This window comes from Streptomyces spectabilis (assembly GCF_008704795.1).
Lineage (GTDB): Bacteria > Actinomycetota > Actinomycetes > Streptomycetales > Streptomycetaceae > Streptomyces > Streptomyces spectabilis.
Genome location: NZ_CP023690.1, coordinates 949,666 through 963,847 on the forward strand (window position 1 = coordinate 949,666; position 14,182 = coordinate 963,847).

Consider the following 14,182-nt stretch of genomic DNA (forward strand, 5'->3'; position numbering starts at 1 on the left):
CGTCCAGGACGTCGGGCGCGGTGGGCCGTTCCTCCGGGCGGGCGGCGACAAGGCGTGCCAGGCCTGCGGGCCACTCGGCCACCAGGTACGCGGCGAGTTCGGCGACGGTGCCGTACTCGAACAGGGCGCTGGGCACGAAGCCGGGCGCGACCGTCGCCGCCAGGTCCTTGCTGAGGCCGACGGCGCCGAGCGACGTCAGGCCGAGCTCGATCAGACCCGCGTGCGGGCCGATGTCCCGTGCGGGGCGTCCCACGCGGGCGGCGACGAGCCGGCGCAGATAGCCGCGGGCCTTCTCCTCCGCGGGCAACTCGGCCCGGTGGGCGGAGCCGGGCGGCGCCGCGCCGTCCGGCACGAAGTGCCAGTGGATGCCATCGGTCGCGGGGGCGGGGGTCGTCGCGGCAGGGGCGGTCGCCGGGGCCGGTGCCGTCGTGGTGCGGGCGGGCGCCGCGACCCAGTGGCGCCGCTTGGCGAACGGGTACGTGGGCAGGTGCACGCGCCGCGGGGCCGCCGTGCCGTGCGGGGCGGGCCAGTCGACCGCGTAGCCGTCGAGCCACAGCTCCGCGACCTTGGCCCACTTGCCCCGCGCCGCCCACCGGCCGACGAGTTCCGCGCGTACGTCGTCCTCGTCGAGGAGCCGTGCCTCCGCGGTCGTCTCCGCCACGCGGCCGCGCCACACCTGGACCCCGGTGCCCTCGGTCCCGGTGTCGCCCGCCACGGTCTCCAGGCCCTCGCGGACCTCGTCCAGGTCGTGCGCGAGGATCACCGCGCGCTCGGCCAGGGCCACGCGCCCGTTCTGGAGGGTGTGGGCCAGGTCGGCGGGGTCGAGCGCGGCGCCCTCCTTGGTGTCGAGGAAGCGCAGCAGCTTGTCCGCGTAGGCGCGCAGCCGGTCGCCGTCGGTCGCCGAAAGCGGTACGAGCACGGGGCCCGCCGCGTCGCCGCTCAGGGCGTGGTCGGGCACCGGGGGCGCTTCCTCGACCACGACGTGGGCGTTGGTGCCCGTGGCGCCGAACGCGCTCACTCCGGCGCGGCGCGGCGTCCCGGGGCGGCCCGCGTCCACGGTCCACTCCGCGAGGTCCGTCTGGAGCCGGAAGGGCGAGTCGGCGAGGTCGAGGTGGGGGTTGGTCCCGGCGCCGCCGACCAGGGGCGTCAGGGTCCGGTGGTGGAGCTGGAGCACCGCCTTGGTGAGCCCGCTGATTCCGGCGGCCGCCTCGGCGTGGCCGATGGCGGACTTGACCGAGCCGAGCGCGCAGAAGCCCTTGGCGTCCGTGTGCTTCTCGAACGCCCGGCGCAGTCCCCGCACTTCGATGAGGTCGCCGATCTCCGTGCCCGTGCCGTGGGCTTCGAGGTAGCCGATCGTCCCGGCGTCGACTCCGGCGCGCTCCAGGCAGGTCTCGATGAGCTCCGCCTGTGCGGCGACGGACGGCACCCGCATGCCGGGGGTCCGCCCGGAGTGGTTGACGGCGGTGCCCTTGATGACGGCGTAGACGGCGTCGCCGTCGGCCAGCGCGCGGTCGAGGGGCTTCAGGAGGACGGCACCGACGCCCTCCGCCGCCACGTAGCCGTCGCCTCCGGCGCCGAAGGAGCGGGCGGGCACGTCGCCCGCCAGCAGGTCGAGGCTGCCGTACGTGCGGTACTTCGCGGGGTGCAGCGAGAGGTTCACGCCGCCCGCGAGGGCGGCGTCGCACTCGCCGCGGCGCAGGCTCTCCACCGCCAGGTGCACGGCGCTCAGCGACGAGGCGCACACGGAGTCGACCGCGAGGGACGGGCCGCGGAAGTCGCAGTGGTGCGAGACGCGGTTGGCGATGGCCGCGGCGTTCAGGGCCAGGGGCGCGGGCGTGGCGGCCGGGTCGCCGTCCGCCGCGTCGTGCTGCACCAGGACGTAGTCCTTGTGCATGACTCCGGCGAAGACGCCGACGGCCCCGCGCCGTCCGCCGCCGTCGGCCGCGGAGAGGCCCGCGGGCGTGTACCCGGCGTCCTCGACGGCCTCCCAGCACACTTCGAGGAACAGCCGCTCCTGCGGGTCGAGCCGGGCCGCTTCGTCCTCGGGTATCCGGAAGAACTCCGCGTCGAAGCAGTCCGGGTCGTCGAGGAAGCCGCCCAGGCGGGACATGGGCCGCCCCGACGGGGTGCGCTCACCGGCGAAGGTGTCGCTCGGCCAGCGGTCCTCGGGCACCTCGCCGACGCAGTCGCGCCCGGACTTGAGGTTCTCCCAGAACTCGGCGAGGCCGCGCGCCCTCGGGTACCGGCCGCTGATGCCGACGATCGCGACGTCCTGACCGGCGGCACCGGCGGGCCTGGCCGGGGTGGGAGGCGCGGCCGCGGGGGCTGCGGGAGCCGCCACCGGCTCGCCCGTCCCGACGACAGGCCCGACCGGCTCGTGGTGGCGTGCCAGGTGCCCGGCGAGGGCCGTCACCGTGGCGTGCTCGAACAGCAGCGTCGGCGCGAGCTTCGTGCCGAGCCGCTCCCCCAGTTCCGCCGCGATCCGCAGCAGCGTCGCGGAGTCCAGGCCGAGCGCGTAGTAGCTCGCGCCCGCGTCGATCCGGTCCGCGGGTACGCCGAGGTGACCGGCCACGACCGATCGTACGAGGGCCTGCGTGGCGTCGGCCTCCGGTGCGGCCGCGGCCGTGGGCGTCGCCACCGGCGCGGCCACGGGTATCGGCTCCGCCGCCGCGCCCCGCGCGGGATCGATGTGCCCGGCGTCGCGCACCGCCTTCGTGGTGAGCCCGGTCAGCTCGCCCAGCTTGCGCCCGTGGTCGTCGTAGAACTCCATCCCGAAGGTGAGCAGTTCGTCCCCGCGCGTGATCCCGCCACGGCGCACGCGCGTGTGGCAGGCGCGGCCCAGCGGCGCCGCGGCCCGGAACGAGGCGTAGTGCAGCGGCAGGAAGAGCCGCGGCTCGCCGCCCAGGGCGACGGCGCTGGCCGCCACGGCGCTGCCGTCGATGAGCGCCGGGTGAAACGAACGTTCTATCGCCTCACTCGATACAGCCGACGCGTCGACCGCCACGCTCACCCAGATGTCGTCGGCGGTGACGCGCACCGAGCCGACGGCCTTCATCGCACCGGAGTGGACGAGTTCCTGCGAGCGGAAGCTGCGGTAGATCTCGCCGAGGTCGCGCGCGCCCTCGGCGGGAGTGCGCGGGACGTCGGTGGGGACCGTCGTGTCGAAGGCGGTGGTGCCGTCCGTGAGGTGGACGTCGGCCGTCACGTACGGCGCCGGGGCCTCGCCCTCGCTCCGCGCGGCGTCGGTGACGGTGATCCGCCAGGTGTCCGCGGCCGTGGCGCGCGCCTCCACGCGCAGGTCCACGGCGGCGCCCTCGTCCACGGCGAGCGGCCGGTAGATCGACAGGTCGCGCAGCTCAAGGCGGGCGGGGGACGCGTCCGGTGCGAGGTCGGCGCAGCAGCCGTACAGGACGTCGATCCAGGCGAGGCCGGGCAGCAACCGCCGTCCGTAGACGCGGTGGCCGTCCACGACGGCGTCGCGGGCGTCCACGCGCCGCGTCCACACCCGGGCGTCGCCGCCCACCGGTGCGCCGGTGCGGACGTCGCGGCGGTCGAGGTCCGGGAGCGCCACGGGGCCGCGCGGCTCGCGGCCGGGGCGCGGCGCCGGGGCGCGGCCCAGGACGACGTGCCCGTTCGTGCCGCCGTCGGCGAAGCTGCTGACCGCCGCGTACGCCAGGTCCACCGGCTCGGCGTTCCGGGGCAGGCGGAGCACGGCGGGGTCGATCGTGAAGTGGTCCATGGGCTGCTCGCCGGACAGGAACGGCACCGTCCGCTGGTGGTGCACCATCAGTGCCACCTTGATGAACGCGGCGATGCCCTCGGCGCACAGCGGGTGCCCGATGTTGGGCTTCATCGACCCGAGGTCCAGCGGCGCGGACCGGTCCGCTCCGTACACCTCCTGGACGGCCTTCAGCTCCAGGAGGTCCGTGAGTTCGGATCCGGAGCCGTTGACGTCCAGGTGGCCCACCTGGTGCGGGGGGCATCCGGCCTGGCGCAGCGCCTCCCGCATCACCTGCTTCTGGGCGGTGAGGTTGGGTGTGGCGGGGCCGGCCGTGCGGCCGTCGTTGTTGACGGCGAGGCCTTCGACGACGGCGTACACGGTGTCGCCGTCGCGCTCGGCGGCGGCCAGCGGCTTGAGCAGGACGACGCCCGCGCCCTCGCCGAGGACGACGCCGCCCGCGCGGCGGTCGAAGAGGTGGAACTCGCCGTCCTCGCGCAGCAGTCCGCGGCGCCGGAACAGCTCGTGCGCCTCGGGGTCGGCGAGCAGGCTGACGCCCGCGACCAGGGCCAGGTCGACGGCGCCCGCGGCCAGCGCGTCGGTGGCGACCTTCATCGCCGTCAGGGCGGACGAGCAGGCGGTGTCCATGACCATGGCGGGGCCGTGCCAGTCGAAGAACTGGGAGACGTTGGCCGCCAGGTAGTTCTGGCCCACGGTCATGATGGGGTTGCGGGCCCCGTCCACGAGGGTGCCGTCGGGCCGCTGCCCGCTGCGGGCGCCCACGTACACGCCGGTGCGCGAGCCCTCCAGGTCGGCCGCCCGGTAACCGGCGTGGTGCACGGCCTTGAGGCTCTCCTCCAGGAGGACGAGCGCCTGCGGGTCCATGGCGCGGACGTCCTCGGCGTGCAGCATGAAGTGCCCGGCGTCGAAGCCGTAGGCGTCGTCGATCAGGCCGGCGCGGAAGCCGGTCGGCCGCCCCCAGCGCTCGGCGGGCACCTCGCGCACGGCGCGGCGGCCCTGGGAGAGCAGCTCCCAGTAGGCGTCGAGACCGGGCGCGCCGGGCAGTCGGCAGGCCATGCCGACCACGGCGACCCTGCGGTCGGCGAAACGATCCGTCTCCTGGTCCGTGGCCCGCGGCCCGGTGCGGACGGCCGGTACGGGCGCAGGGGCGGCCGGCGTCGGCTCGGGCCGCGCCGGGGGCTCGCCCGTCCCGGGGTCCTGTGCCCGCTCCGCCGCGAACCGCGCGGCGACCTCCGCCGGATGGGTGTCGAGCAGCCAGGTCACCAGCTCGCTCAGGGTCGGGTACTCCAGGAGGACCGACGGGTCGAGCGGCACGTCGAGGCGCTGGCGGATCCGCTGGAGGACCTGGGCGAGCAGGATGGAGTCGGCACCGTAGTCGGCGTAGGAGGTGTCCTCGTCCAACTGGCCCTCCTTCAGGCCCAGTTCACCGCTGAAGGTGTCGCTGAGGAAGCCGGTGAGCCGGGCCCTGAGCGAGGCGGAGGCGGACTTGGCGGTGTCCTGTCGGGCCTCGGCGGTACGGGCCTGGGGCGCCGGGGCGGCCGGGGCCGTCGGGTGCGCGTCCAGGAGGGCGGCCGCGTCGAAGCGGGCCGCGTCGACCCGGACCGGCATGACCACGGGGCCGCGCGGCGCGGCAAGGATCTCGTCGAGGAACGCGAGGCCCTCGGCGTTGGTGATGCTGAGCAGGCCCGTGTCGGTGTACGCCTTGTTCGTGACCTCGCCGAAGCCGGTCTCGCGCCAGCTCGGCCACTGGACGCTGGTGACGGGCAGCTCGTGGGCGCGCGCCTGGGCGAAGTAGTCCATGAAGGCGTTGCCCATGGCGTAGTCGCTCTGTCCTGCGCCGAGCGTCGGCAGGGCCGCGGAGACCGACGAGAAGAGGACGGCGAAGCGCAGGGCCCGCGGGTCGAGCGCCGCGAGCAGGTGCGCGGTGCCGTCGACCTTCGGCGAGACGACCCGGGCGATGTCGGCCACGGGCTTGCGGACGAACGCCGGGTTACTCGTGTCGACGAGGCCCGCCGCGTGCAGCACGCCCGCGATCGGCCCGAGCGTCGACGCGACGGTGGTGAGGGCCGTCGCCACCGCGGCCGCGTCGTCCAGCGGCAGCGCGAGCACCCGCACCTCGACGCCCCGGGCCTCCAGGGCGGCGACGGCGTCGGTCTTCGCCCGTACGGCGGGCGGGCAGGCCTCCGGGTCCGCCCACAGGTGGCGCGGCGGCAGCGGCTCACGGCCCGTCAGGACGAGCCGTCGTACGCCGTGCCGGGCGACGAAGTGCTGGGCGCACAGCAGACCGATGCCCCGGGTGCCGCCGGTCACGAGGAGGACCTCGTCGGGCGCGAAGGCGGGCGGGGTGCGCCGGGAGTCGGCGGGCGTCGGGGACGCGGCGAGCACGGGCGCGAGCCGGGCGCCGTCGCGGTGGCAGACCTCCGGCAGGCGTCCGTCGTCGACGAGCTCCGCGTGCACGACGGCCGCGAGCGCGGCGGTGTCGCGCACGGCGGGATCGAGGTCCACGTGCCGGGACGCGAGGCCCCGGTACTCGCTCTGGAGCAGCCGGTAGAGCGCGGCGCGGGCGGCGCCCGCGAGCGGGACGCGCCGGGACGCGCCGGGCGCGGCCGAGGCGGAGTCGACGCTCTCCAGGCCCTGGGTCACGAACAGCAGCCGGATGTCCCGCGACGCCTTCGCGTCGAGTACGCGCCGCAGCAGCGCGAGCGCGCGGCCGGAGGGGCTGTCCTCCGCGATCCGGTCGATGCCCGCGGCCGGGGCGGCGGTGTCGTCGCCGATCCCGGTCAGGTCGATCAGGGCGGAGCACGCAGCGGCGAGCCGGTCGACGGCGCCGTCCGCGCCGGGGCCGGTCGCGTCCACCAGCGTGGCACCGCCGACGAGTTCGGCGGTCCGCTCGGCGAGGCGCCGGGTGGCGGGGTCGTGCAGGACGAGGGCCCCGGACGGCCAGGACCGCCCCGGGGCGGAGGGGGCGGAGCGCCACTGCTTGGTGAGGAAGTGCGCCGTACCGGACGCCGGGTCGGCGGCGGGAGCGGGGGCGGACGACGGGGCGGGGGAAACGGGTGCGGCCTCCGGTACCCAGTGCCGTTCGCGCGCGAACGGATACGTGGGCGCGCTGATCCTGCGCGGCGCCGGGACCGCGTCGGCGTGCAGCGCCTGCCAGTCGGCCGCGGCACCGCGCGCCCACAGCTCCAGGAGCTCGGGCAGCTTGCCGCGGCGCGCCAAGGTGGTGACGGTCTCGGCGAGTTCCTCGGCGGGGACGACGGCCAGGGCCTTCCGGTCCCGCTTGGCGTTGCCGCTGCGGACGCCGTCGACGGCCGTGTCACCGGCCAGGTGGCGCGCCAGCTTCTCGGCGAGCGCGGCGAAGGAGTCGGCGACGACGCCGAGGCGCTCGTCCATGGCCTCGCGCCCGGTCTGGAGCGTGTACGCGAGGTCGGCGGGGGTCACGTCGGCGGTCTCCGCCTCGTCCCGCGCGAAGTCCAGGAGCCGCTCGGCGTAGGCACGCAGCCGGTCGCCGTCCTTGGCCGAGAGCGGGAACAGCTGCGGGCCGTGTCCGGCGGGGGCGGGGCGGCGGTCGGTGTGCTCGGCCACGATCAGATGGGCGTTCGCGCCCCCTGCGCCGAACGAGGAGACCCCGGCGATCCGCGGCTGCGGCCGCCCGTCGACGACGGGGCGCTCCCAGTCGCACAGTTCCTGGTTGACGACGAACGGCGTGCGCGCGAAGTCGATGTGCGGGTTGAGCGTGGCGGAGTGCAGCGACGGGGCGATCTGGCCGTGCTGGAGCTGGAGCAGGACCTTGGTGAGCCCGGCGATGCCCGCGGCGCTCTCGCAGTGTCCGATGTTGGACTTCGCCGAGCCGAGGTAGCACCGGGCCGCGGCGCCCGCGCCGTCCGGGGAGGCGGCGGTGAAGGCCTGGCTGAGACCGGTGATCTCGATGGGGTCGCCGAGCTTGGTCCCCGTACCGTGCGCCTCGACGTAGCTGATGGCCCTCGGGTCGACGCCGGACTCGCCCAACGCGTCCTGGATCGCGGCCTGTTGGGCGCGCGGGTTGGGCACGGTGTAGCCGTTGGTGCGCCCGCCGTGGGACACGCCGCTGCCCTTGATGACGCCGTAGACGCGGTCGCCGTCGCGCTCGGCGTCGCGCAGGGGCTTGAGCAGGACGACGCCGACGCCCTCGCCGGGTATGTAGCCGTCGCCGCCGACGCCGAAGCTCTCGCAGTGGCCCTGGCTGGAGATGAACTGGCCGGTGCTCAGGCCCAGGTACTTGTTCGGGTGCACGGTCACGTTCACGCCGCCCGCGAAGGCGAGCCGGGTGCGGCCGCCGCGCAGGTCGCGGCAGGCCAGCTCCACGGCGGTGAGCGAGCTGGAGCACATGGTGTCCACGGTCATGCTGGGGCCGTGCAGGTTCAGCACGAAGGAGACGCGGTTCGCGACGCTCGCGTAGCTGCTGCCGAGGGCGTGGGGGTTGCCGCGGCCCGCGGCCCCGTCCGGGAAAAGGAGTTGGTACTGGCCCCACATCACGCCCGCGTACACCCCGACGCGTCCGGCGGCACCGTCGCCGGTGGCGCGCCCGAGCCGCTCCCGGGTGTAGCCGGCGTCCTCCATCGCCGTCCAGGCGTGCTCCAGGAACAGCCGCTCCTGCGGGTCCAGGTAGTCGGCCTCGTGCGGCGCGATGTTGAAGAACAGCGGGTCGAAGCGGTCGACCTCGTCGATGAAGCCGCCCCACTTGCTGTAGTGGCGGCCGGGCACGGTGCGGTCCTGCTCGTAGTACTCCCGCCAGTCCCAGCGGTCCTCGGGGACCTCGACGACGCAGTCCCGTCCGGCGCGCAGGTTGTCCCAGAACTCGCGTACGTCCCGTGCCTCGGGGTAGCGGCCGGACAGGCCGATGACGGCGATGTCCAGGGCGGAGTCCTCCGCCGCGGGGACGTCGGCGGGGGCCTCCGGCCGGGTGACCGTGGTCACCGCGCGCGTCGGCGCGGGGGCCGCGGGCTCCGCGACCCGTGCCTCCGTCCGCTCGGCGGCGTCCGCGAACATCCCCTCCAGGACGGCCCGGTGACCGCCGAGGAAGTAGCCGCCGAGCTCGGCGAGCGTGTGGTACTCGAAGAGCAGCGTCTTCGGCAGCGAGCCGAACGTCTTCTCCAGGCCCGCGGTCAGCTCGGTCGCCAGGATCGAGTCCATGCCGTACGAGCCCAGGGGCTCGGCGTCGTCGATCTCGCCGGGCGGCAGCTGGGTGAGACGGCACAGCTCCGCCTTGAGGAACTCCAGCGCCCGGGCGCGCAGGGCCTTCTCGTCGGGCGCGCCCGCGCTCGTGGCCCGTCCGGCGTCGGGGGCGGGCCGCACCGGCTCGGGGGCGGCTGCCGTGTCGAGGAGCGCCCGGGTGCCCGCCGCGCGCTCTCCGGCCCAGACGACGACGTGGGGCTCGCCACTGGCCAGGGCGCGGTGGAACGCGTCGGTCCCGGCGTCCGTGGCCATCGGCAGGAAGCCGCCGCGCGTCCGCAAGGCCCTGCGGGTGTCGTCGTCCGCGCCCATGCCGCCGCCGTGCCACAGCGGCCAGGCGACCGACAGGGTCCGTCCGCCGCGCTCGCCCGCCGCGACGCGGGTTGCGCGGTGGCGTGCGAACTCGTCGAGGAAGGCGTTGGCCACGGCGTAGTCGCCCTGGCCCACGTTGCCGGTCGCGCCCATGACGGACGAGAACAGCGCGAAGAAGTCCAGGTCGAGACCCTTGGTGGCGTCGTCGACGGCGCGGCAGCCGGCGAGCTTGGGGGCGAGGACGCGGCGGAACTCCGCGACGGACTTGCGCTGGAGGAAGGCGTCGTGCAGGACTCCGGCGGCGTGCAGGACGCCGTGCAGCGCCTTGTGACGCCGCGTCAGTTTGCGGACGAGGCGCTCGGTGGCGCGCCCGTCCGTGACGTCGAGGACGTGGTACTCGGGGCGCGCGCCCTCGGCGCGCAGCGCCGCGAGGTCCGCCTCGATCGCCGGGCCGAGCGGGGACCTGCCGGTCAGGCACAGGACGGCTCCGGGAGCGCGGCGGGCGATGTCCCTGGCGAAGATCCGGCCGAGGCCGCCCGCTCCGCCGGTGATGAGGTACACGCCTCCGGCCCGCCACGGCACGGGCTCGGCCGTCTCGTCCAGGGGCTCCAAGGGCTCCCAGCCGAGGACCTCGCGGGTTCCGTCGCCGTGCCTGATCCGCGGGTCGTCCGTGCGGCGGCTCTCCGCCTCCAGGGTCTCGGCGAGGTACGCCGCCGACGCGTCGGCGGGCACCGCGATCACCTGGCCGAGGAGGGCCGGGTGCTCCAGGCGGGCCGTGCGCAGGAGCCCGGACAGCGCCTGGTGGAGCGCCTGTTCGCCGTCCGCGTGGGTGAGGACCTGTACGAGCATGGAGCCCGTCGGCTTGCCGATGAGCAGCCCTCGTACCGCGCGGAGCAGCTCGACGGCGTGCTCGGCGACGGCGTCGGACACGGTCGCGGCGGCCGCCTTCCGGTCGGCGGCGGCCTGCTCGGGCGGCTCCAGGAACGTTACTTCTGGGGCCAGGGCGCGCAGTTCGTCGAGCCGGTCGTCGAAGCCGCAGGCGAGTACGAGCCGTGCCGTGTGCGTGGGGGCCCCGGCGGCCGCCGGGGCGTCGGCCGCGCGCCACACCTGGCGGAACAGCGTGACGTCGTGCGTGGCCCCCGGCTCCGCGGCGGCCTGCGTGGTCTTGCGCATGGAGTACCCGCGCAGTCGCGCGAAGATCCTTCCCTGGGTGTCGCAGAGGTCGAGGTCCCAGCGCCGCACCTGGCGCGAGGCGGTCGGCACCGCACGGATCCACGCGTACGCGGCGCGCGGCGTCGCCCCGTGGACGTCGACGCCGTCGAGGGCGAAGGGCAGCGCGAGGCCGTCCCGTTCCGCCGTCGCGGCGTCCGGGGCGAAGGCCGCCTGGAGCGCGCCGTCGAGCACGCTGGGGTGCAGGACGTAGTCGTCGAGGGTGGCCGCGACCTCGTCGGGCACGGTGAGCGCGGCGAGCAGTTCGCCGTCGCCGAGGCGGATCTCGCGCACCGCCCGGTGCGCGGGGCCGTAGTCGAGCCCGGTGGCGCGCAGCGTGGCGTAGAAGTCGTCCACGTCGAGCGGCGCCGCGCCCATGCGGGACCTCAGCGCGTCGAGGTCGAGCGGCTCGGGCGCGGCCGTCCGCACGCGGGAGGCCGTTCCACGCGCGTGGACGATGTCGGCGGCACGGATCTCGAAGGCGACCGGGACGCTCCCCGAGCCGGGGCCGTCTCCCGAGGCCGAGCCGTTCACGCGCTCCGTCACGACCGTGCGGACCGTGCGCGCCTCGTCCCGTACGACGACGGGACGCGACCACACCACGTTCTCCAGACGGAGCACCTCGACCGCGTCGGCGGCGGGCAGCGCCCGGCTCACGGCCTCGCGGGCCATCTCCAGGGAGGCGACGGCGGGCAGCACCGGCTCGCCCGCCACCCGGTGGTCGCGCAGGAAGAAGTCCTCCGCGGTGAGGGTGGACTCGAAGGAGGCGAGGGCGTCCCCGTCCGGCGTCGCGCGCTGGAGCAGCGGGTGGCGGGGCGCGGTCCGCGTGGTGGGCAGGTCCCCGTCCGCGCCGCCTCGCGGGCGGTCGTCGGCGGGGCCGTCGCCGATCCAGTAGTGGTCGCGGTCGAAGGCGTGCGTGGGCAGCGGGACGCGGCGCGGCCGGGCGTCGCCGTGGTGGCACGCCTCCCAGTCGACGTGTGCGCCGCGCACCCAGGCCGCCAGGACGTCTTCGGCCGCCGCGCCGGGGGCGGCCGTCGGCGCGGCGTCCCGCTCGGCGCGGCCGCGCAGGACGGCGGGCGACGCGGTGCCCGCCACGAAGTCCTCGAGGAGCGCGGTGAGCGAGGCGACGCTCGTCACCGGCAGGCCGAGCCGCTCGGGCAGCTCCGCGCGGCCCACCTGCGTGGTGTACGCGATGTCCCTCAGCTCCGCCTCTGCCGGGCGCTCCTGTCGCAGGTGGTCGAGCAGGCGCCGGGCCTGGCGCAGCAGTTGGGGCGCGCTGCGGGCGGAGAGGACGACCATCGAAGGCCCTTCGCCGCCCCGGCGGTCCGCTTCGGGCGCGGCCGCGGCGCGCGGGAACTCCTCCACGATCACATGGGCGTTGCTGCCGCCCGAGCCGAAGCTGCTGATCCCGGCGCGCCGGGCCGGTCGTCCTTCGAGTTCCCAGTCGCGGAGCCGGGTGACGACGGCGAACGGCGAGGCGTCCAGGTCGATGTGCGGGTTGGGCCGCTCGTAGTGCAGCGAGGCGGGCAGCTGCCGGTGCTGGAGGGCGAGGACGGTCTTCAGGAGTCCCGTGATGCCCGCGGCGGCTTCCAGGTGGCCCAGGTTGGTCTTCACCGAGCCGAGCGCGCAGGGCGCCTCGCTTCCGGCGAACGCCTTGGTGAGTCCCTGGACTTCGATGGGGTCGCCGAGGGCGGTGCCGGTGCCGTGCGCTTCCACGTAGCCGATGTCGTGCGCGCTGACGCCCGCGTCGGCGAGGGCGGCTTCGACGAGGCTCGCCTGGAGGGCCGCGCTGGGCACGGTGAGGCCGCCCGCCTGGCCGCCGTGGTTGGTGGCGCTGCCCTTGATGACGGCGTGCACCGGGTCGCCGTCGGCGAGCGCGGCGGCGAGCGGCTTGAGGAGCAGGGCGACGCCGCCCTCGGAGCGCACATAGCCGTTGGCCGAGGCGTCGAAGGTCTTGCACTGTCCGTCGGGCGACAGCATGCCCGCCTGGTGGTAGGCGATGCTGTTGGCCGGGTGGCACAGCACGTTGACGCCGCCGACCAGGGCCGTGTCGCACTCCCCCGCGCGCAGGGCGCGCAGGGCCGTGTGCACGGCCACGAGGGAGCTGGAGCAGGCCGTGTCGAGCTGGACGCTCGGGCCGCGCAGGTCGAAGAAGTACGAGACGCGGTTGGCGATGACGGCCATGGAGGTCGCCAGGCCGCTGTGGGCGCGCACGGGCAGGCCGCGGGTGTCCATGACGCGCTGGTAGTCCGAGCCGCTGGCGCCGACGAAGACGCCCATACGCGTGCCCGCGACGCCGCTCGGCGCGTATCCGGCGTCCTCCAGGCAGGCCCAGGCCAGCTCGAGGGTCCAGCGCTGCTGCGGGTCCATGTGCCGCGCCTCGTACGGGGTGACGCGGAACAGGCCCGCCTCGAAGGCCCCGGCGTCGGTGACGAATCCGCCGCGGTCGATGCCGGGGTGGGTGGCGGGTCCGGTGCCGTCGGGCCACTGCCAGCGCCCCTCGGGCAGGGTGCCGATCGCGCTGCGGCCGGACGTGAGCAGCTCCCACAGTCCGGCGCGGTCCTCGATGCCGCCGGGCAGTCGGCACGCGGTGCCGATGATGGCCACGTCACGGGAGCTGTCGGCGGACTCGGCCCGCCCGGCCGCGGCGGCGGGCCGGGCGTCCGGCGGTACGTCGTGGCTTGTTTCCTTGCTCCTGAGTTCTTCCAGATAGGAAACGATCAAGACGCCGGTGTTGTGCTCGAAGAAGAAGAGGGGGGCGAGCGCAATTCCGTATCGGGATTCGATCTTTTCCTGAAGATCCAGAAGTCCCGCCGAGTCGAAACCCAGCTCGAAGAGAGGGCTTTCTAGAGGGTGCTCGATTCCCTCGTAGTCACCGCCGAGTATGGCGTCGAAGAACTCCCGTATTTCGGCGGCGAGTTGCCCGCCGGTCGGAATGGGAGCCGTCGCGGACTTCTCTCCTTCGCTAAGGAGAATTCGCACTCGTTCCTGACGGTCCGACAGATCATAGACGACGAGGACGCCGTTTCCCGCGTTGATCAGATCGCCCGGCCGATATCCCGGGACGAGCGCGCGGATCTCGGCGCCGTGCAACTGGTGCATGCGCAGGACCGTGTCGAGGCAGCGGCCCTGGACGTTCGTCGCGCGGATGTACTCGGACAGCTCCTTGCCGGGGTGCCGGCCGAAGTCCCTGCACCGGGTCACACCGACCGCCGTCCGGACGGACGCCTCGCCTTCTGCCCAGGTCAGCAGGTGCTCCAGCAGCATGTCGCCGAAACGGAAGCTTTGCTTCGAGGGGTCGACGTTCAGCGAGAGGACCTGAGCGACCGGCCCCTCCGGCAGATGCAAACGGTCGGCCGTGTCGAACGTCGCGGAGAACACGTCGTCCGGACTCCCGATGCGCTGGGAGTAGATGACCGCGTGCACCGCGCCGTCGAACTCGACGACGAACTGACCGACGGGATAGGAGAAAAGGCGCCGCCGGATGACTTCTTCGGTGACGCGCAGCGGCTCGGGCCAGCACAACTCCTCGAGTTCGAGAAGTCGCGGCATATCGGAGAGGCGGGCGTGACGAATCACTTCAGTGCGCTGCTGAACCATGTGTACGTACGCCCCGTCCCCCGTGCCCGGCGTTTCCTACCCGTCGAGCAGCCGCCCTACACGCCTACTCACTGACGACCGTCCCGCAACACTGCGTCACGAAAGGGCCAA

General features: G+C 74.8%; 1 protein-coding gene (cut by a window edge). It reads right to left on the minus strand.

Annotation, left to right across the window (positions count from 1 at the left end; genetic code table 11):
• Positions 1-14,023 carry the 5' portion of an SDR family NAD(P)-dependent oxidoreductase gene (locus CP982_RS03835; protein WP_170316350.1) on the minus strand. Its footprint begins 80 nt before the window's first position, so the window shows 14,023 of its 14,103 coding nt (coding positions 1-14,023); the start codon lies at positions 14,021-14,023; its stop codon lies beyond the left edge, outside the window.
• Between the last annotated feature and the right edge of the window lie 159 nt (positions 14,024-14,182).